The organism is Knoellia locipacati, from assembly GCF_044791685.1.
In the GTDB taxonomy this organism is placed as follows: Bacteria; Actinomycetota; Actinomycetes; order Actinomycetales; family Dermatophilaceae; genus Knoellia; species Knoellia locipacati_A.
Map to the genome: position 1 here is coordinate 1,778,458 of NZ_CP087730.1, position 19,652 is coordinate 1,798,109.

The following is a 19,652-nucleotide window of genomic DNA, read 5'->3' on the forward strand; positions in this document are numbered from 1 at the left end:
CGCACCGGGGCAAGTGCCGGGAGCTGATGGGAGAGTCATGAGGTCGACAAGGAAGTCCGCCCTGATCGCCGGGGCCGCGTTCGCGGTGCTGTTCGCGAGCGCCTGTGGGGGCGGCTCGGGAGCCGGCGACGCCAGCGGCGGGGACGGCAGCAGCGGGGGCGAGGAGGTCAAGACGATCAAGCTCGTCGCGGCCGAGTACTCCAAGGACAACACCAAGGCGTTCTGGGACGCGTTCGCCAAGACCTACAAGGAGAAGACGGGCTACACCCTCGAGGTGCAGGTCGTCAGCTGGGACAACATCGACCAGCAGTCCTCCACGATGATCCAGAACAACCAGGCGCCGGACATCCTCAACCTCAACGCCTACGCCAGCTACGCCAAGGATGGCCTCCTCCACGACGCCGACACCGTGCTGCCCGACGCGGTGAAGTCCGACATCCTCGAGACCTTCGTCAAGTACGGCACCTACGACGGCAAGTTCTACGGCTTCCCGGACCTCTCCAGCGCCCGCGCCCTGTTCTACAACGCCGACCTCTTCAAGCAGGCCGGCATCGCCGGCCCGCCGAAGACGTGGGCCGAGCTCGAGGACAGCGCCAAGAAGGTCGCGGCCCTCCCCGGCGGCAACGCCGGCTACGCCCTCCCGCTCGGGCCGGAGGAGAGCCAGGGCGAGTTCTCCATGTGGCTGTTCAACAACGGCGGCGCGTGGAAGGACGGAGACTCCTGGGCGATCAACTCGGAGAAGAACGTCGAGACGCTCACCTTCCTCAAGAAGATGACCGACGCCAAGCTCACCCAGAACAACCCGGCGCGCACCAACCGCGCCGACGCGTTCGACCTCTTCAAGTCCGGCAAGGCCGGCATGGTCGTCGGCTTCAGCCCGCTCGCCGCGGCGCTCGACACCGACAAGAAGGTCAACTACGTCGTCGCGCCGTTCCCGAGCAACGACGGGTCCGAGTCCAAGACGTTCGGCGTCACCGACTACCTTATGGCGTTCAAGAAGCCGGGCAACGAGAAGGCCGTCAAGGCGTTCTACGAGCTCTACTACCAGCCCGACCAGATCAACACCTTCATCGAGAAGGAGGGCTTCCTCCCGGTGACGAAGACCGGTGTCGAGAAGTTCCAGGGCAACGAGAAGCTCAAGGTCTACCTCGACACCCTGCCCAACGCGCAGCTCACCCCGACCGACGACCCCACCTGGGACAAGGTCAAGCTCGCGGTCCAGCAGAACCTCGGTGGCGCCATGGGCGGCGACCCCAAGGCCGTCCTCGACGGTCTCCAGAAGACGGCTGAATCGCAGAAGTGAGCCAGGACGTCTCCCGCGCCCCGCGGCATACGAAAGGTTCGTATGCCGTGGGGCGCGTCCGCCCCCTCGTCGCCCTCGCCTGGCTCGCTCCCGCCCTCGCATTGATCTTCGGGGTCGTGCTCTTCCCGGCGGTCATGCTGTTCCAGGCCTCGCGCAGCGAGTACTCGATCACGGGCCTGCGCAAGGGGGCGGCCGGGTGGCGCAACTACACCAACGTGCTCGAGCACCCCGACCTCGGCACGGTGCTCACCAACACCGTCATCTGGGTCGTCGCGGTCGTCGGTCTGACGATCGTCATCTCGCTCGGCCTCGCGCAGTTCCTCGTCAAGAACTTCCCGGGGCGGCGGTTCGTGCGGTGGGCGATCATCGTGCCGTGGGCGGCCTCGCTCGTCATCACGGCGCAACTGTTCGTCCTACTCTACGACTACAACTACGGCCTCATCAACCACGCGCTCAAGTCGCTCGGGATCATCGAGACCTCGATCGACTTCCTCGGCAACGACTCCTGGACGATGGCCTCGATGGTCCTCGTCGGCGTCTTCGTGTCGCTGCCGTTCACGATCTTCGTCTTCATCGCGGGCATCAATGCGATCCCCGACGACGTCCACGAGGCCGCGGTCGTCGACGGGGCCTCGCCGTGGCAGCGCTGGCGCCGGGTGACCCTGCCGCTGCTGCGCCCGGCACTCCTCGTCGCGACGGTGCTCAACGTCATCTACGTCTTCAACAGCTTCCCGATCGTCTACACGCTCAACGACCGCAACCCGGGCTACCTGCACGACACGACGATCACGTTCATGTACAAGCTCGCCTTCAAGAGCCAGGAGAAGGACGTGGGCATGTCGGCCGCCGCAGGCGTCATCAACGTGCTGCTCATCCTCGTGGTGGTCGCGATCTACCTCAAGGTCGTCAACTGGCGGGAGGAGACCAAGTGAGCTCGCCCACGACGACCTCGCGCCGCCGCTGGACGCTCAGCGCCATGGGGCTGCTGCTCGCGGTCGGCTTCCTCGCGCCGTACGTCGTCATGGTGCTCGGCTCGCTCCGCTCGTCCTCGGACAACAAGGCGACCCCACCGTCGTTCCTGCCTCAGGTGTGGCAGTGGTCGACCTATGCCGACGTGCTCGGTGACGAGCGCTTCCGGTCGTGGCTGTGGACCTCGATGCTCGTCGCGGCCGCGTCGACCGTCGTCGTCGTCCTCGTCTCCGTGCCGGCTGCCTACATGACGGCCCGCTACAAATTTCCCGGCCGCACGCCGTTCCTGCTCCTCGTGCTCGTGACGCAGATGTTCTCTCCGACGGCGCTGGTGGTCGGCCTCTACCGCGAGTTCTTCGAGCTCAACCTCATCAACACCTACGGCGCGCTCATCCTCACCAACGCGGCGTTCAACCTCGCCTTCGCGGTGTGGATCCTGCACGGCTTCTTCTCGTCGATCCCGACCGAGGTGGAGGAGGCGGCGCTGCTCGACGGGGTCTCGCGCTGGCAGTCGCTGCGCAAGATCATGCTGCCGCTCACGCTGCCCGGGCTCGTCACGGCGACAATCTTCACGTTCATCGCCGCGTGGAACGAGTACGTCGTCGCGCTGACCCTGATGATCGACGACTCGAAGAAGCCACTCACCGTGGGCTTCCGGTCCTACGTCACCGGCTACGAGCAGAACTGGGACCAGCTGTTCGCGGCCTCGGTCATCGCGGTCGTGCCCGTGGTCATCCTCTTCGCGATCATCGAGAAGCACCTCGTGGGTGGCCTGACCGCCGGCTCGGTGAAGTAGCCCCAGCCCCACCCCACACCACCCCGGCCCTGACCACTTTTGACCAATAGGTCACGAACTGTCGGAGACATTCGTGACCTATTGGTCAAAAGATGACGGGCTCCGTGGTGTGGCGGGGTCGGTAGCGGGCGGGTTGTGAGTCGCTCGTGAGCGCTTCGCGACCCCGGTGCGGTGGCCTTGGCGGGTTGTCCCGAAGAGGAGTCCCGCATGCCAGCCCAGCCCTACCATCGCCCCATGGAGTTCGGCGTCCTCGGGCCGTTGCTGGTCCGCGGCAGTCAGGGGGTCGTCGACGTCGTCGGCGGCAAGGAACGCCTGCTCCTCGCCCACCTCGTCTCCGCCGCCGGCCGGATGGTGAGTGTCGACGAGCTGAGCGACTCGCTGTGGGGCGAGCGGCCGCCGCGTGCGCCGGGCAAGGCGATGCAGACCTATGTGCTGCGCCTGCGCAACGCGCTCGAGCCCGAGCGCCGCGGCGTGCCCACGGTCGTCCTCACCGAGGGCACGGGCTACCGGCTGGCGGTCGGCGCCCACGAGGTGGACGCCGCCCGGTTCGCCCGGCTCGCCGACGCGGGACGGGCCGCGCTCGACGACGGCCGGCCCTCGGACGCGGCCGTCGCGCTCCGTGAGGCGGACCAGCTCTGGCGCGGGCCGGCATACGCAGGGTTCGAGGAGACCCCGTTCGGGCGCTCGGAGGGGCAGCGGCTCTCGGACCTGCGGGTGAGCGCGACCGAGAACCTCTGGGCGGCCGAGGTCGACCTCGGTCACGCCGCCTCGGCCATCCCGGAGCTCGAGCGGCTCGTCTCCGAGAACGCGTGGCGCGAGCGGGCCTGGGCCACCCTCGTGCTGGCCTACTTCCGCGCCGGCCGGCAGGGCGACGCGCTCGGCGCGCTCGACCGGGCGAGGTCGCGCCTGGCCGACGACCTCGGTGTCGACCCCGGCCCGGAGCTGCGCGACCTCCAGGCCCGGGTGCTCGCCCACGACGAGGAGCTGCTGCGCCTGCCCGTGAACCCGACGGTCACGGCGACGAGCCCTCCCGTCGACGCGCGGGAGGTGGCCCGCGTGCGAGCGGAGGCGACCGCCGTCGTCCGGCAGGAGACCGACGCCGTCGCCTCCGCGGGGGACCGGGCCCGCGGCGGCCGCGCGGCGCTCGCCGAGGGGATCCTCGTCCTCCAGTCCGGGGCTCAGCCGGGCAGCCTGCCGAGCGAGGTGTGTCCGTGGCGCGGGCTCGCGGCATACGACGTCGAGGACCACCCCTGGTATGCCGGCCGCGAACGGCTCGTCGCCGAGCTCCTCGCGCGCGTGTCCACCGACCGTCTCGTCGTGGTGGTGGGCGCGTCGGGCAGTGGGAAGTCGTCGCTCGTGCGGGCGGGTCTCGTCGGCACGCTCGCCTGCGGTGGCCTTCCGGGAAGCGGCGCCTGGTCGACCATCGTCATGAGACCGGGTGCCTCCCCGATGCGCGAGCTCGCCGAGCGGGCGCTCGGAGCCGCCCACGTCACCTCGACGCTCGGGGACCTGCTGCTGAGGATGGCCAGCGAGGGCACCGATGGCACCGAGGGGGAGGGCGACCAGCGGGTCGTCCTCGTCGTCGACCAGCTCGAGGAGGTGTGGACGGCCTGCACCGACGAGCACGAGCGACGCAGCTTCCTCGACGCGCTCGCGGGGATCGTGCACGAGACCGACACCCGCGTGGTGCTCGCCGTCCGCGGCGACTACTTCCCCCTCATCGCGGAGCACCCGGCCCTGGCAGAGCTGACCCGCGACGCCACGGTGCTCGTGGGAGCGCCGACCCGGGCCGAGGTCCGCCGCATGGTCGAGGTGCCGGCAGCGGCGGCGGGGTTGGAGCTGGAGCCGGGGCTGGCCGAGACAGTGTCGGACGACGCGGGTGAGGCCGCGGGGCTGCTCCCGCTGCTCTCGACCGCACTGCTCCAGCTTTGGGAGCGCCGCGACGGCCGGCGGCTCACCTACGGCAGCTATGTCGGGATGGGCGGCCTCGTGGGCGCGGTCGCGCACGTGGCCGAGGAGGCGTATGCCGCTCTCGACGAGGCCGACCGTCCCGTCGCACGCACGGTGCTGCTCCGGCTCGTCGGTCGCGCGTCGGGTGGAGACGTCGTGCGTCGACGCGTCCCGCTCACCGAGCTCGACGGGCTGCGCGGCAACGCCGCCGAGGTGGTGACGGCCCTGGCCGGTGCCCGGCTGCTCACGCTCGACGGGGACAGCGTCGAGGTGGCCCACGAGTCGCTGTTCCGCGAGTGGCCCAGGCTTGCCGGCTGGATCGCGGACGACGAGTCGAGCCTGGCGGTGCAGCTGCGGCTCGCGACAGCAGCGCAGCAGTGGGACGAGCAGGGGCGCGACGGCGACCTGCTGTGGCGGGGCGCCGGGCTGCAGTCCGCCCTCGAGGTCGAGGCCGCCCGACCGGAGGAGCTCACCGACCTCGAGCGCGGCTTCCTCGCCGAGAGCGAGGCGGCGCTCGAGGCGGAGCGCCGCGAGGCCGAGGACCGGGCCACCCACCGGGAGCGGCAGAACCGAGTGCTCCGAGCGCTGCTCGCGTCCGCCACGGTGCTGCTGCTCGTCGCCGTCATCGCCGGCGTTGCCGCGGTGCTCTCCCGTCGTGATGCTGCCGAGGCGCGGGACCAGGAGGCGGCAGCCGCGGTGGCGGCGGACGCGCGGCGGCTGGCTGCGGCGTCGCTGTCGGAGACGGGTCTCGACCTCGCGCTGCTCCAGGCGGTCGAGGCGGTGCGCACCGAACCGGGTCCGCAGACGCACGGCGCACTGCTCACACTCCTGTCCAGGACACCCGACCTCATGCACCTGCGGCGCGGGGAGACGCCGTTCCTGCGGGGAGCGGTGAGTGCGGATGGACGGCTGGTCGTCGCTGCGGAGTACGACCCCCGGGTGGTCGCGCTCGACGCCGTCACGGGCGAGGAGGTGTGGAAGCGCGGGGTCCCCGGGGACGGGCACGTCTGGAGCATCGACGGTGGCGAGAAGGGGTTCCTCGTGTCGTCCGAGGACGACCGAGGTGGTGCGCGGCTGCAGCTCTGGGACGAGCGCACGGGAGCGGACGTGTGGACCGTCGAGCCGCCGGACCTCACCGGGGTCGTGGGTGCCGACGGGGACGCACGACCCGGCGACGCGGTCTGGGACGCGGCCGGCCGGGTGGTGCTGCTGACCTCGACCCACGTCGTCGTCCTGACCGCCGCGGGCACGCCGGTGCGCGCCACCCCGCTCAAGGACAGCCCGTCGGGCTATCTCGAGGCCTGGCCTGACGGGAGGGTCAGCTACGAGGCGGGCCCGGACGTCGGCGCGGTCCTCCACCCGGATCGACCGGGAAGGGTCACGACCCACGGCTTCACCATCCACTCCGTCTCGCCGGACGGGTCACGCGTCGTCACCGCCGACCGCTCCGAGGTGGGGATGGCCCGCGTGGTGCTACGGGACGCCGTGACGATGCGCCCCGTGGGGGAGGAGATGACGGTCGAGTCCTTCGACGGTCCCGTGGCCTGGTCCGCCGACAGCCAGTCGTTCGTCCTCGGGGCAGGGCAGGTGCTCCAGCAGCGGGACCGCAACGGTCGGCTGCTGCGGGAGCTGTCGGGGGCCCACAGCGGCCAGGTCATGGCTGTCCTGCTCGCCGGCCCGGCACGCGATGTCGTGTGGGCACCGGGCAGGGACGGGCTCGTCTCCGCGTGGGACCTGTCGGGAAAGCGGGGGCTCATCGGGAGCGTCCCCCTCGAGCGGGGACCGCACAACGGACAGGCCGACGCGTCGGGCGCCACCGGCGCGGGCACCCTGTTCGCCTCGACCACCGAGAACACCGCGTCGCTTCTCGACGCAGGCACCGGGCGCGCCCGACCGCTGGCGCTCCCGCCCGGGTGCGAGTGCCAGGTGGCGTCGACGGCGATGAGTCCGCGCGGCGACCTGGTGGTCGGTTCGGTGACGGGCTTCTCTGCGGTCGTCAACGCCGACCTGAAGTCCGGAGCCCTCGTCGTCTGGTCGGCGACCGACGGATCGCTGCTCCACGACGTGACCCTCCCGTGGGACGCGATCTCCGCCGCCGTGACCCCCGACGGGAAGCGCGCCGTCGTCAACGGCTGGGGCGGGATCGCCGTGGTCGACCTCCTCACCGGAACCATCGTCGGCCCGGCGCTCGACCTGCCCGAGCTCCAGCCGTCCGGGACGGGGCGGACGGTCTCGGTCGCCGCCGATGGCAACGTGGCTGGTGTTCTGCGTCAGGGGGAGGTGGTCCTGGTCGACACCACGACCGGGAAGCTGCTCGGGCGCCAGGAGCTCGGGAGCGCATCCGCCACCGCAGGCGACGGGACCGCCATCGCGTGGGCCGGCGACAACCTCGTCGTCGCAGGCCTCGACGGGCGGCTCAGCTTCCTCGACGGCGTCACGCTGCAGGCGCTCGCGCCTCCACGGGAGGCGGCGGCGGGCTTCGTGGTCGACCTCGTGACCGTCGGCGACACCCTCGTGAGCCTGGGCTCGGACGGCGACCTGCGGCTCTGGGACGTCGCCACGTGGGAGCCGGTCGGGCTCGGCCTCACCAAGGAGAACGCGTGGGGCTTCCTGTCCGCCGGGGACGGCGTGGTCAAGGCCTGGTTCGAGGGTCCCACCGAGGGAAGTCCCGGGCGCCTGCGCACCCTGCCCCTGAGCCCCTCCGTGTGGCGCGAACGAGCCTGCTCCCTCGTTTCGCGCGAGCTCAGCAAGGACGAGTGGAGCGTCATCCACCCCGGCAAGGAGTGGCGTCCCACCTGTTCGTGAGCGGTTCGTGAGCGGACCGCGACCGGTCACGGCCAGCGTGGTGCCACCGGGATCGCCCCGGGTGGGTCGCAGCCACATCGTTGGCCGGCCACGAGGACAAGGAGCACGACATGCGCCGCACCGTCATCTCTTCCGCAGCCGCCGCACTCGCCGTGGCGGGATCCGTCGCCCTGGCATCCCCGGCCTCGGCGGCCGCCCCGACCGCCGCCGCCGGACCCTCCGAGAACGCCTCGTGCGTGGGGATCGTCTTCGTCCCTCAAGCCACCGGCGACCCGCGGGCCATCGCCCTTCGCATCGCGGAGATCAAGCCCTGGAGTGAGCTGCCGTGGGGACAGGTCGTGAGCCACCTGCTCGCCCACTGGGACGGCTGCAAGGAGGCCTGACCCCCGGCTCGGTGAGGTGACCCCCGGCCATGTGTGCCTGAGCGCGGGCTACGGCGCGCGCTCAGGCACACAAGGCGAGGTTCTAGGGTGGGTATGTGAGCACCTCGAACCTCGTCGACCTGCACTGCCACGGCGCGCTGGGGCACGAGTTCGGGAAGGACACCGCAGGCTCATCAGCCGCTGCGGCCCACCACCGCGCAGCCGGTGTCGGGTCGCTCGTCGCCTCGCTCGTGTCGGGGACTCCGGACACGCTCGTCGCCCAGGTCGCCACCCTCGCCCCGCTCGTCGCGCGTGGCGAGCTGGCCGGAATCCACCTCGAGGGACCGTTCCTCTCCGAGGAGCGCCGCGGGGCGCACGACCCCTCCGTCCTCACCGACCCGGACCTAACCCTCGTCGAGTCCCTCGTCGCCACGTGCGCCGAGGCGGGCGCCCCGGACGCGCTGGTGCAGTGGACCTTCGCACCGGAGCGCCCCGGCTCGGGTGACCTGGTGGCAGCCCTGGCGCGGCACGGCATACTCCCCGCCGTCGGCCACACGGACGCCTCGGCGACCGTGGTCTCGGACTCGCTCGCCGCGATCTCGGACGCCTGCGGTCGCCCGCCGCTCGTGACCCACCTCTTCAACGGTATGCCGGCCTTCCACCACCGCGCGGGCGGTCCCGTCGCAGCCGCGCTGGCCTCGGCGGCGAGGGGCGAGTGCATCGTCGAGCTCATCGCCGACGGCGTGCACGTCGCGCCGGACGTCGTGCGGATGGTCTTCGAGACCGTCGGCCCGGAGCGGATCGCGCTGGTGTCGGACGCCATGGCCGCGACCGGGCTCGGTGACGGGGCCTACACGATCGGGACGCTGGCGGTCGAGGTTTCGGACGGTGTCGCCCGGCTGGCCGACGGCAGCTCGGGCCGGGGGTCCATCGCGGGGTCGACGTCGACGCTCGCCGACTGCGTGCGGTGGGCCGTCGAGGAGGCGGGCCTCCCCGAGGCCGACGTCCTCACCGCGGCGACGACCACCCCGGCCTCGATCCTCTCTGCCTGACCCACCCGCCACACCCCGACTTCTTGCCCCTGGACCACCGGGAACGCCCTGATTCAGGGCTCGGGCGGTGGTCGTGGGGCATTCAGTCGGCGGAGCGGGCGGGGGTGAGGAGGCGCAGCGAGGACTCGATGGCGACGTCGTTCCAGCGGTCGGGCCGGCCGAGCATGTAGTGACCGAGCATCCCCATGTCGACGAGCTCGGCGTGGGCGGTGACCGCGCGAGCCCGCTCGACGAACCGCCGGGTGTGCCCGAACGAGGTGATCCGGTCGCGGCGCCCGTGGGCGGCGACCAGCGAGCGACCGGCGAGGGTGCGGACCGGGTCGGTGTCCGCCCACCAGGGTGCGAGCGCGACGACGCCGGTCACCGAGTCGTCGTCGGCGACGTGGACGGCGACCCGGGCGCCCATCGAGTGCCCGAGCAGGACGACGGGCACGTCCCCGTGGGCGGCGCGCACCTCGTCGAGGGCCCAGCGGGTGTCGGCGGTCCGGTCGCGCCCGCCGTTCCAGCCGCGCTCGCGGTAGCGCAGCAGCCAGACGCAGGTGTCGGCATCGTGCGCGCGGCCGGCGATGGAGCGCGCCATCCAGGCCGAGCGCTGCCACGACGCGCTGAGGTTCTCGACGGGGTCGGTGGAGCGCGGCTTGCCGCCGTGCAGCATGAGGATGACCGCACGCGGCGTGCCGGGTGCGTCGAGACGGGTCAGCGAGGGGGTCGGAGTGCTCACGAGTTCTCTTCGGAGTGGGCGGGCTCAGCGATGGGTCACCGCGGACGGAGCCGCGACTCGGGCCGTGAAACGGTCGGCCGTCACCGGAGCAACGACCGGAGCGACTGGATCGTGTCGGCCTCGCCTGCCGGCTTGGCATCGTCGCCCACCCGGTAGCGCTTGACCCGGGCGAACCGCAGCGCCACGCCGCCGGGGTAGCGCGACGAACGCTGCACCCCGTCGAGGGCGATCTCGACGACGACCTCCGGGCGCATCATGACCGCCCAGCCGTTGTCGTCGACGGCGAACTCCGGGAACGTCTCGGTCTGCCAGCGCAGCAGCTCGTCGGTGAGGCCCTTGAACGTCTTGCCCACCATGACGAACCCGCCAGCCGGCCCGAACTCGCCCTCGGGGTCACGGGCGCCGAGGTGCAGGTTCGACAGCCACCCCTTGCGCCGGCCGGACCCGCGCTCGACACCAAGCACGACGAGGTCGTAGGTGTGCACCGGCTTGACCTTGACCCAGTGCTTGCCGCGGCGGCCGGCGGCGTAGGTCGAGTCGATGCCCTTGACCATGACACCCTCGTGCCCGGCGGCCAGTGCCTCGCGCGAGATCCGCTCCGCCACGGCGGGATCCGTGGTCACCGCGCCCTCGATCCGGTATGCCGGCGCGATCCGTTCGAGGACCGCGAGCCTCTCGCGCAGTGGCTGGTCGATGAGGTCCTCGCCGTCGACGTGCAGCACGTCGAAGAACCGGGGCGCGAGCACGCGAGCGGCGGTGGCGTCGCCGACCTCCTCGGCCGTGATCTCCTCGGCGTTCACGTCGGAGGCGGCGCCTGCACGTCTGGCCTCGGCCCGCTGCTCGTCGGTGCCGAACCGGCTCATCGTGTCCTGGAAGGGGCGGGGCGACCCGTCGTCGTCGAGCATGAGCGTCTCACCGTCGAGGATGACCGACTCCACGGGCAGCGACAGGGCCACCTCGACGATCTCGGGCACCCGCGGCGTGATGTCGGCGAGCGACCGCGTGTGCACCCGGACCTCGGTGCCGCTGCGGTGGACCTGGATCCGGGCGCCGTCGAGCTTGTGCTCGACCGACGCCTCGCCGGTGACCTCGAGCGCGGCGCCGACGTCGGCCGCCGTCGACGCGAGCATCGGCTGGACGGGGGTGAGCACGGCCAGCCCCACGCCCGCGACGGCGGTGGGGTCGGCGAGCGCCACCCTGACGGTGCCCGAGAGTGAACCGCTGAGCATGACGGCACGACGCACGTCGGCCAGGGGCAGCCCGACGGCCTTGGCGAGCCCGTCGGTGAGCACCCCCTCGAGAGCGCCAGTGCGCATCTCACCGGTCATCGCCCGCACGAGGTGGTCCTGCTCGGTCCGTGTGGCCCGAGCGAAGAGAGCGACCAGCTCGGCACTGCGCGCTCCGGACGAACCGGAGCCGCTGAGCCCGGCGATGGTGTCGAGCACCGCATCGACGTCGGTCACGGTGAGAGAGGGCTCCTCGGCCGCGTCCGCGGTGTCGCGGGCAGCACCCACCGTCCGGTAGCCGAGCCCGATCGAGCCCTGGCGGAGCCGGCCGAGGAGCAGACCGACCGCAGCCTCGGCCTCCTCGGGTGCGAGGTCGCGGATGAGGGCGGCGAGCAGCTCGGTCTTGGCCGTCCGGGAGCGGGTCGCGGCGAGTGCCCCGGCGGTCTCGACGAGGCGAGCCAACGGCATACGGCCGCCGGCAGGAAGCACGCTCACTCGGAGGCGGCCTGCTCGCCGGCGATGTTGACCATCCAGCCGATGCCGAAGCGGTCGCTGCACATGCCGAACTCGTCGCCCCACATCTGCTTCTCGAGCGGGACCTGGACCTGACCGCCGTCGGCCAGCTTGTCCCAGAAGCCACGCAGCTCGTCGGCGTCGTCGCCGGAGAGGCTGATCGAGATCCGGGCGCCGTCGGAGCCGGGCATGCCGGGAGGGGTGTCGGAGGCCATGAGGGTCATGCCACCGGCCTCGAGCTGGCCGTGCATGACGCCATTGGGGTCGGCCTCGCCCGGGTCGCCGAAGTCACCGAAGGTCGAGATGGTGAGGTCGCCGCCGAAGACGCCCTGGTAGAACTCCAGCGCCTCGCGCGCGTTGTCCTTGAACTGGATGTAGGGGTTGAGTGTCGTAGCCATGACCCTCAACGTAGACCCGTCCCCCGACAGGCGAGGCCGACTTATTGCCCTTTCCAGCGGCGCCCGGGAGGTGAGCCAAACCGCAGGGCGCTGGAAAGGGCAATAAGTCGGGGTGGCGTCGGGTCGTGGATCAGCGGCCGTGGCGGCGGTAGGCGTGGATCACCGACGGGCGGGGCTGGCCGTCGCCGCGGTAGGGGAACTGCGAGACGACGTTGTCGGGGCTCGCGTTGCCCACCTCACCGGGGTGCTGCACGGCCACGATGACCGAGTCCGGGCCAAGGATCGTCGGGCCGCACGTCTCCGCACCGACGGGCACCGAGAGGAACTGCTGGAGCTTGCCCTTCTCAACGCCCTCGAGCGGCATGACGTAGAGCGCGTCGCAGTAGTTGAGCGTGCCCGGCATGCCGTCGGTCGAGATCCACAGGTTGCCGACCGCGTCGAAGGCGACGTTGTCGGGGCAGCTGATCGGGCTGACCTCGGACTTGTCGTAGCCGTTGAAGTACGTCTGCGGGTCGCTCGGGTTGCCGGCGACGAGGACGATCTTCCAGGTGAAGGTGAGCGCCGCGTGGTCGCCGCCCGCCTCGGTGAACTCGGTGACGTGGCCGTGCTTGTTGCTCGCCCGCGGGTTCGCCTCGTCGATCTGGGCGGGCGTGCGCGCGGTGTTGTTGGTCATCGCGGCGTAGATGCGGCCGTTGACCGGGTTGGGCTGGACGTCCTCGGGGCGGTCCATCTTCGTCGGGCCGACCTTGTCCGCGGCCAGGCGCGTCCAGATGAGGACCTCCTCGACCGTGAAGCCCGGCACCGCGGAGACGCCGTCGACGACGAGCGGCAGCCACTGGCCGGTGCCGTCGTACTCACCATCGGCGGCACCGTCACCGGCGAGCTTCGCGACGTAGAGGTCGCCCTCGGAGAGCAGCCCCATGTTGTGCCGCTTGTCGCCCTCGCGGTAGGTGTCCCGGGAGAGGAACTTGTAGATGTAGTCGAAGCGCTCGTCGTCACCCATGTATGCCGCGACGCGACCGTCCGCGGTGAGCGTCACCGTGGCGCCCTCGTGCTTGAAGCGACCGAGCGCCGTGTGCTTGACGGGCGTCGACGTGGGGTCCTCCGGGTCGACCTCGACGATCCAGCCGAAGCGGTTGACCTCGTTGGGCTCGCCGACGACCGAGAAGCGGTCGCGCACGCGCTCCCACCCGCGCCCGCCCGACGTGACGCCGTAGCGCTTGAGGCGTCCCTGCGGGTCCGGGGCGCCCTTGGCGTTGAAGTACTGGTTGAAGTTCTCCTCGCCGGAGAGGTAGGTGCCCCAGGGGGTCTCACCGCCGGCGCAGTTGTTGAGCGTGCCGAGCACGCGCTCGCCCGTGGGGTCCTCGGAGGTACGCAGGTGCACCGAGCCGGCGGCCGGTCCGTCGACGGCGAAGGGGGTGTCGGTGTGGATGCGGCGGTTGCGCTTGCCGCCCTGGACCCAGCGCCACGGCGAGCCGGCGTCGCGCCGGGCGACCTCGGTGATGGTGATGCCGTGGGCAGCGAGCACGATCTCGAGCTGCTCGTCGCTGAGGTCGGCGGACGAGGAGACGCCGCGGAACATCAGCTCGTCGTTGGTGTACTCGTTGTTGAAGGCGAGCAGGCCCTTGTGGGCGCCCTTGTTGCCGGGGCCGCCCTGCATGAACTGGGTGTAGTCGGCGTTGTAGCCGGCCTGCTCGCGCTGGGCCTCGGGCGTCTGGTTGTCGAAGTCGAACGCGGGAGTGCCGTCGAAGAGCGGGTCGCCCCACGAGATGATCGGCGCCCAGGCGAAGCCCTCGGGCACCTTGACCGCGTCGGTGGAGGCCGGGGTCGGCGCGATGCCGGTGAAGCCGAGGGCGCTGCCGGAGCCCGTCGCCGCCGCAGGGGCCGCGACGGCAGGCGCGGCGGCCGCGGTGGTGGGCAGCGCCCACGCGGTGAGCCCGACGAGCGTGGCACCGGCGCCACCGGCTCGCAGGGCGGCGCGGCGCGAGACGCCCGCGGCGACGAGGTCACCGAAGTACTCGTTGTCGGACGTGTTCGGCACGTCCTGGTCGCAGGCGTTGCCGCAGCGGTACTGACAGGTCATCGAGTTGCGGCCGCCCTCGTGCGAGCGGGTGAACAGCGGGAGCAAGCGTGCGGGAGTTGTCACGTCGGATCCTTCGTCAGGGCAGGGAGAAGCGGGGCCGCGGTTGACGCTAGGGAGGCTGAGGGCCCTCCCGCAGTCGCGGTGGTGAACGGTGGGTGACGGCTCGTCGACGGGTGGGAGGCTGTGGGGGTGACCTCGGACCCCGCCTCGGTGGACGAATTCTTCGCCGGCCACCCGGACGGCGCGGCCGTCGCGGCGCGGGTGCTCGCCACCGTCGACGCCCTCGGGACGCACACGGTGCGGGTCACGAAGAGCCAGGTGGCGCTACGGCGGCGCCGTGGTTTCGCCTGGCTGTGGCGCCCCGGTCAGTACCTCCGCAGCGAGGTGCCCGTCGTCCTCTCCGTCGCCCTCCCGCATCGCGACCCGTCACCCCGTTGGAAGGAGGTCGTCCGGCCCAGCCCACGTGCCTGGATGCACCACCTCGAGCTCGGCTCGCCGGACGAGGTCGACGACGAGGTCCGCGCGTGGCTGCGGACGGCATACGACGCCGCTGGGTGACGCCCGGTGGTAGGCAAGGGGCATGTACCTCGAGAACGTCGTCGTCGACGCCGCGAACCCGCAGGGCCTCGGACGCTTCTGGGGGTCGCTGCTCGGGTGCACGCCCCTCACCGACGAGCCCGGCAGCTACGAGACCCGGCTGACCGTCGCCGACGGGCCGACCCTCGACCTCTGCTTCGAGAAGGTCGCCGAACCTCCGCGGCCGAGCCCGCGGCTCCACCTCGAGGTCTACGGCGGGGAGGCGGACGACCAGGCCGAGGTCGTCGCGCGGGCCCTCTCGCTCGGCGCGCGACACCTCGACATCGGCCAGCGCGACGTGCCGTGGGTCGTCCTCGCCGACCCCGAGGGCAACCCGTTCTGCGTCATGGAGGCGCGGCCGGAGTATGCCGTGTCCGGCCCGCTCTCGTCGCTGCCGTTCGACTCCGCTGACGTCGACCGCGACGTGAAGTTCTGGTCCGAGCTCTCCGGCTGGATGCCCGTCGACAGCGCGATGCCGGGTGCCCTGCGACACCGCAGCGGCCGCGGCCCGCTCCTCGAGCTGTGCCCCGAGAGGGGTCCGAAGGACCCGGCGCTCAAGAACCGGGTCCACCTCGACCTCAGGCTCGAGGCGGGTGAGGGCGCCGACGAGGTCGCCCAGCGGGTGCTCGACCTCGGTGGCCGGCGCTACGAGCACGACTGGGGGGACCTGCCGTGGCAGGTGTTCACCGACCCGTCGGGCAACGAGCTGTGCGTCCTGCCTGCTCGCGACCAGGAGGCCGAGGACGCAGCCGTCAGCGACTGAGCGGCAGCAGGACCCCGGTGCGGACCATCTCGTCGATGCCCTCGCGGACGACTCGCGCGGCGTCGGGGTGCTCGCCGAACGCGTCGACGACGGCCCGGGCGGCGGCGTCGACGCCGACGCCCTCACGTGTGTCCCGGGCGGCCTCCCACACGACCTCGCCGACGCCGCCGAGCCGGACGACGTCCTCACCGACGAGCACCACCGTCCCACCCTCACCGTGCAGGGCGTCGCGCCACGGCGCCCGCACGACCCTGCCCTCCTCGCGCTCCGCCCTCTCCTCTCGCCTCGTCGTCGCTCCCGGGGTCGTGCGCCACGGTGCGCGCGCCGGGCGCTCGCGGTCCTCGAGCAGGTCCCGCACGAGGTCGACGCAGTCCGAGATCTCGGCGTAGCGCAGCACCCAGGGCCCACCGGACCGGCTCGCCAGCTCCGCCAGCCGGTGCAGCGGTCGCTCCAGCAGCGGCTGCGAGGAGGTCTGCGCGATGACCGCGAGCACCGCGTCGACGATCGGCAGGGGAGCGAGCTCCGGCACCTCCCGCTGTGGGTCACGTTCGAGGACGACAAGCGCTTCGAGGTATGCCGTCCCGCTCACCTCCCGCAGTCCGAGGGCGTCGGGACTCTCCTCGTGCTTGTCCCACGGCGTGTCCGGGTCGGTGACGACCGACACCGGCTTCGGGTAGGGCGACACGCTGCCGTCGGGCTCGACGGCGACGGTCTCGTCGCTGAGGTAGCCGAGCTCGCGACCCAGAGCCAGCGCCGCGGTGGACTTGCCGGCCCCCGACTGCCCGACGAGCGCCACCGCTCGACCCTCCTGCTCGAGTCCGGCTGCGTGGAGCAGCACTGCGCTGCCGCGGCGACGTCGCAGGGACTCCAGCGTGACGGCACGGGACACGGCATACGGATCGGGGTCGGTGACCACGAAGGGTTCGACGCCCGGGTCGCCGGGTCGCGCGCCCGGGACGCGGCACCGTTCCCAGAGCGTCTGCAGGCGTCCCCGCTCGACCGTGTGGAGCAAGCCCAGGTCGAGGGCCCACCGTGCGCCGAAGGCGTCGATGACGAGGTCCCCGCTCATGCCCGCATCCTCGCAGGCGCCTGCTTGCCCGGACCGTCCCAAGAGGCCGGACGCCGGGTCATACTTGGCCGAGGAACGAACGAGGAGAGCCATGACCGACACCACCACGGGTTCGCACCCGCACGAGGACCTGCTCAGCGAGGTCTCCGGCGTCCTCTCCTCGGTGGACGAGCTGCAGGACTACCTCACCCGCACCGTGCACGCGGTCCGCCGACACGTCACGGGCTGCGACGAGGTCGGTGTCACCCTCCTCGTGGACGGTCGACCGAGCACCGCCGCCTACACGACCGTGACGACGCTGGAGGTCGACGCCGTCCAGTACCAGCTCGACCAGGGCCCCTGCCTCGAGGCTGCTCGCGAGCGCACCGACGTGGCCGCGACGATCGGTGAGGGCGGCGACGCCGACGAGCGCTGGCCGCTGTTCGCCGAGGCCGTCCGGGGCGACGGCATCAGGTCGCTCATGGCGCTCCCGCTCCTCAGCGGGGCCGAGTGCGCCGGCGCCCTCAACCTCTACGCCCGCGTGCCGCACGCCTTCGACGAGTTCGACGCCTCGGTCGCGCGGGTCGCCGCCGCCCGTGCTGCGGACGCGATCGTCGCGGTGACCCGGCTCGACGGTGCCCGCCGGCTCGCCGGCCAGCTCGAGCAGGCCATGGCCAGCCGGGCCGTGATCGAGCAGGCCAAGGGGGTGCTCATGGCGCTGCGTGGGGTCGACGAGCACGAGGCCTTCGACTGGCTGCGGACGTCGTCGCAGGCGCGCAACGTCAAGGTGCGGGACCTCGCGACGCAGGTCGTGGCCGGGGTCGTCACCGGGCGCGCCCAGGATTCGACGGCGGGCTGAGCGCAGCCGGGGGAGCCGCACCCCGCGCAGCCGCACGCCGCGGAACCGCACGCTGCGCTGCCGCGCCGGTCGGGGACACACCCGCCCACTAGAGTCGGTGCATGGCCCGCCCGCACCTCGCCGCGCTCATGGAGGACGCGTGGAACCGTCGCAAGAGCGACACCCTGCGCGAGCGCGGCTGGGGCACGAAGATCGTCCCGCACACCGGCTACGGCAGCGTCGGGTTCGTCCGCGTCCTGGCCCGCGTCCTCATGTCGCGCGACCCGATGCGGGCCGCCTCCGGAGATGCCGCCGGCAGCGTCCAGTCCCTCAAGTCCGCCGACGACGAGACGCGGGGCTGGCGGGCGTTCGTCACCTCGCCGGCCATCGACGTCCCGGTGACGATCCGTATCGGCGAGCGCGAGATCGACGGGCGCACCGACCGCTCCGGGCTGGTCGATATCGTCGTCCACGGGCACGGGCTCGGCCCCGGGTGGCACCAGGTCGAGATCGACTCGCCCCTCGCCCGGCCGCGCACGGCGTCGGTGCTCATCATCGGCACGCGGCAGACGTTCGGACTCGTCAGCGACATCGACGACACGGTCCTCTCGACGTCGCTGCCGCGTCCGGTCATCGCCGCCTGGAACACCTTCGTCAAGGCCGAGGGCACGCGCAGCCCGGTGCCGGGGATGGCGACGTTCTACCGCGCGCTCATCGACTCGCACCCGGGCATGCCGGTCATCTACCTCTCGACGGGCGCGTGGAACACCGCTCCGTCGCTCACCCGCTTCCTGCGCCGCAACGGCTACCCGCCGGGCCCGATGCTCCTCACCGACTGGGGGCCGACGCACACCGGATGGTTCCGGTCGGGCCAGGACCACAAGCGGTCCGCCCTCGCCCGCCTCGCGCGCGAGCTCCCGCACGTGCAGTGGCTGCTCGTCGGTGACGACGGCCAGAACGACCCCAAGCTCTACACCGAGTTCGCGGCGCGACGGCCGGACTCGGTGCGGGCCATCGCGATTCGCCAGCTGAGCGCCGGAGAGCAGGTGCTCCAGAACGGCATCCCGCTGGCCAACGACGACCTCGTGCCGGCGCCCACCGAGGACATCGCGGCGCCGGTCCTCCGGGCACCTGACGGCTACGCGCTGGCGCGCCTGGTCGCGCCCATCGTCGAGGGCGACGTCGCAGATCCCGAGGCCGGGGCGAGGGCGCTCGAGGCCTCCGACATGTGGGGAGTGTGAAGCCATGCCAGAGCTGCCCGAGGTGCAGGCGCTCGTCGACTTCCTCGCATCGCGCACGGCCGACCTGGCCGTGACCGGTGTCGAGCTCGGGTCGATCTCGGTGCTCAAGACGTTCAACCCGCCACCGGAGGCGCTCGTCGGCGCACCCGTCGACTCCGTGTCGCGCCACGGGAAGTTCCTCGACCTCGACTGCGGCGGGACGCACCTGGTCTTCCACCTCGCCCGGGCCGGGTGGCTGCGGTGGTCGGACGCGCTGTCCGCGACGCGGCTGCGGCCGGGCAAGTCGCCGATCGCCCTCCGGGTGCGGATGTCCGACGGGTCCGGCTTCGACCTCACCGAGGCCGGGACGAAGAAGTCGCTCGCGGCGTACATCGTGTCGTCCCCGGAGGAGGTGCCCGGGATCGCGGCGCTGGGACCGGACCCGCTCGCGGACTCGTTCTCGCTCAGCACCTTTCGCGAGATCCTCGCCAGCCGCAACGCCCAGGTCAAGGGTGTCCTGCGCGACCAGCGCATCATCGCCGGGGTCGGCAACGCCTACTCGGACGAGATCCTGCACGTCGCCAAGCTCTCGCCCTTCGCGATGGCTGCCAAGCTCGACGACGAACAGACCGAACGCCTGTATGCCGCGCTGCGCGAGACGCTGTCCGCTGCGGTCCTCGCGGCGTCGGGCAAGCCGGCCGCGGAGCTCAAGGACGCCAAGCGACAGGGGATGCGCGTGCACGGTCGCACCGGTGAGATCTGTCCCGAGTGCGGTGACACCGTGCGAGAGGTGTCGTTCGCGGACTCCTCGCTCCAGTACTGCGCGACCTGTCAGACCGGCGGCAAGCCGTTGGCCGACCGGCGGACGAGCAAGTTCCTCAAGTAGGCATCGTCAGGCCTCCGGGCCTCTGGCTCACGCTGGGTCGCTGGAGCGAATGACCTATAGGTCGTTGACCTCGAACACATGCACGGTGCGGGTCCCTCGGGTCTTGGTGCAGAGCAGAGAGACGGTTCACCCGATCGCCTCGT

Annotated in this window: 16 protein-coding genes; 11 read left to right on the forward strand and 5 right to left on the reverse strand. The window is 71.8% G+C overall.

Going from position 1 to position 19,652, the window contains the following annotated elements:
• The first annotated feature begins 37 nt into the window (after nt 1–37).
• From LL946_RS08280 to LL946_RS08305, 6 genes are all read left to right on the forward strand, one after another.
• Nucleotides 38–1,303 (forward strand): extracellular solute-binding protein, encoded by a 1,266-nt coding sequence (locus tag LL946_RS08280; protein ID WP_404386556.1) that lies wholly within the window; start codon nt 38–40, stop codon nt 1,301–1,303.
• The gene (locus LL946_RS08285) at nt 1,300–2,235 is read left to right on the forward strand and encodes a carbohydrate ABC transporter permease (RefSeq protein WP_404386557.1); all 936 of its coding nucleotides are present in this window, start codon (nt 1,300–1,302) and stop codon (nt 2,233–2,235) included. Before LL946_RS08280 ends, LL946_RS08285 begins: the two co-directional genes overlap by 4 nt.
• Entirely contained in the window at nt 2,232–3,068 is an 837-nt protein-coding gene (locus LL946_RS08290) for a carbohydrate ABC transporter permease (RefSeq protein WP_404386558.1), read from the forward strand. The genes LL946_RS08285 and LL946_RS08290 overlap by 4 nt, the downstream gene beginning before the upstream one ends.
• A 234-nt stretch (nt 3,069–3,302) precedes the next feature.
• On the forward strand, nt 3,303–7,823 hold the full coding sequence (locus LL946_RS08295) for a BTAD domain-containing putative transcriptional regulator (protein WP_404386559.1): 4,521 nt from the start codon (nt 3,303–3,305) through the stop codon (nt 7,821–7,823).
• A gap of 110 nt (nt 7,824–7,933) precedes the next feature.
• A complete protein-coding gene (locus LL946_RS08300; RefSeq protein WP_404386560.1) occupies nt 7,934–8,206 on the forward strand; it encodes a hypothetical protein in 273 nt (90 codons plus the stop codon).
• A 95-nt stretch (nt 8,207–8,301) separates the two neighbouring features.
• A complete protein-coding gene (locus LL946_RS08305; protein ID WP_404386561.1) occupies nt 8,302–9,237 on the forward strand; it encodes an N-acetylglucosamine-6-phosphate deacetylase in 936 nt (311 codons plus the stop codon).
• A gap of 82 nt (nt 9,238–9,319) precedes the next feature.
• Here LL946_RS08305 and LL946_RS08310 read toward each other — a convergent pair whose 3' ends face one another.
• The 4 genes from LL946_RS08310 to LL946_RS08325 all read right to left on the reverse strand — a co-directional run bounded on the left by LL946_RS08310 (nt 9,320) and on the right by LL946_RS08325 (nt 14,241).
• The gene (locus LL946_RS08310; protein ID WP_404386562.1) at nt 9,320–9,958 is read right to left on the reverse strand and encodes an alpha/beta hydrolase; all 639 of its coding nucleotides are present in this window, start codon (nt 9,956–9,958) and stop codon (nt 9,320–9,322) included.
• An 80-nt stretch (nt 9,959–10,038) separates the two neighbouring features.
• On the reverse strand, nt 10,039–11,652 hold the full coding sequence (locus LL946_RS08315) for an ATP-dependent DNA ligase (RefSeq protein WP_404386835.1): 1,614 nt from the start codon (nt 11,650–11,652) through the stop codon (nt 10,039–10,041).
• 23 nt (nt 11,653–11,675) lie between these two features.
• Nucleotides 11,676–12,095 carry a VOC family protein gene (locus LL946_RS08320; RefSeq protein ID WP_404386563.1) on the reverse strand — a complete coding sequence of 140 codons (420 nt, stop codon included), beginning with the start codon at nt 12,093–12,095 and terminating at the stop codon, nt 11,676–11,678.
• Between the two features lie 130 nt (nt 12,096–12,225).
• Nucleotides 12,226–14,241 (reverse strand): PhoX family protein, encoded by a 2,016-nt coding sequence (locus LL946_RS08325; protein WP_404386564.1) that lies wholly within the window; start codon nt 14,239–14,241, stop codon nt 12,226–12,228.
• Nucleotides 14,242–14,367: 126 nt separating this feature from the next.
• Here LL946_RS08325 and LL946_RS08330 point away from each other — a divergent pair, with 126 nt between their 5' ends.
• Nucleotides 14,368–14,736 (forward strand): DUF5655 domain-containing protein, encoded by a 369-nt coding sequence (locus LL946_RS08330; RefSeq protein WP_404386565.1) that lies wholly within the window; start codon nt 14,368–14,370, stop codon nt 14,734–14,736.
• Between the two features lie 22 nt (nt 14,737–14,758).
• Nucleotides 14,759–15,517 carry a VOC family protein gene (locus LL946_RS08335; RefSeq protein ID WP_404386566.1) on the forward strand — a complete coding sequence of 253 codons (759 nt, stop codon included), beginning with the start codon at nt 14,759–14,761 and terminating at the stop codon, nt 15,515–15,517.
• Here LL946_RS08335 and LL946_RS08340 read toward each other — a convergent pair.
• Nucleotides 15,507–16,586 (reverse strand): hypothetical protein, encoded by a 1,080-nt coding sequence (locus LL946_RS08340; protein ID WP_404386567.1) that lies wholly within the window; start codon nt 16,584–16,586, stop codon nt 15,507–15,509. The two genes, LL946_RS08335 and LL946_RS08340, sit on opposite strands and share 11 nt — an antisense overlap.
• Before the next feature lie 91 nt (nt 16,587–16,677).
• Here LL946_RS08340 and LL946_RS08345 point away from each other — a divergent pair, with 91 nt between their 5' ends.
• From LL946_RS08345 to LL946_RS08355, 3 genes are all read left to right on the forward strand, one after another.
• Nucleotides 16,678–17,424 (forward strand): GAF and ANTAR domain-containing protein, encoded by a 747-nt coding sequence (locus tag LL946_RS08345; RefSeq protein WP_404386568.1) that lies wholly within the window; start codon nt 16,678–16,680, stop codon nt 17,422–17,424.
• A 101-nt stretch (nt 17,425–17,525) separates the two neighbouring features.
• Nucleotides 17,526–18,644 (forward strand): App1 family protein, encoded by a 1,119-nt coding sequence (locus LL946_RS08350; protein ID WP_404386569.1) that lies wholly within the window; start codon nt 17,526–17,528, stop codon nt 18,642–18,644.
• 4 nt (nt 18,645–18,648) lie between these two features.
• Entirely contained in the window at nt 18,649–19,509 is an 861-nt protein-coding gene (locus LL946_RS08355; RefSeq protein ID WP_404386570.1) for an Fpg/Nei family DNA glycosylase, read from the forward strand.
• Nucleotides 19,510–19,652: the final 143 nt, after the last annotated feature.

Coding starts and splice junctions, on each gene's coding strand:
- LL946_RS08320 (WP_404386563.1), bottom strand. CDS start 12,095: ATGGCTACGACACTCAACCCCTACATCCAGTTCAAGGACAACGCGCGC.
- LL946_RS08300 (WP_404386560.1), top strand. CDS start 7,934: ATGCGCCGCACCGTCATCTCTTCCGCAGCCGCCGCACTCGCCGTGGCG.
- LL946_RS08350 (WP_404386569.1), top strand. CDS start 17,526: ATGGCCCGCCCGCACCTCGCCGCGCTCATGGAGGACGCGTGGAACCGT.
- LL946_RS08315 (WP_404386835.1), bottom strand. CDS start 11,652: ATGCCGTTGGCTCGCCTCGTCGAGACCGCCGGGGCACTCGCCGCGACC.
- LL946_RS08280 (WP_404386556.1), top strand. CDS start 38: ATGAGGTCGACAAGGAAGTCCGCCCTGATCGCCGGGGCCGCGTTCGCG.
- LL946_RS08295 (WP_404386559.1), top strand. CDS start 3,303: ATGGAGTTCGGCGTCCTCGGGCCGTTGCTGGTCCGCGGCAGTCAGGGG.
- LL946_RS08335 (WP_404386566.1), top strand. CDS start 14,759: ATGTACCTCGAGAACGTCGTCGTCGACGCCGCGAACCCGCAGGGCCTC.
- LL946_RS08345 (WP_404386568.1), top strand. CDS start 16,678: ATGACCGACACCACCACGGGTTCGCACCCGCACGAGGACCTGCTCAGC.
- LL946_RS08355 (WP_404386570.1), top strand. CDS start 18,649: ATGCCAGAGCTGCCCGAGGTGCAGGCGCTCGTCGACTTCCTCGCATCG.
- LL946_RS08340 (WP_404386567.1), bottom strand. CDS start 16,586: ATGAGCGGGGACCTCGTCATCGACGCCTTCGGCGCACGGTGGGCCCTC.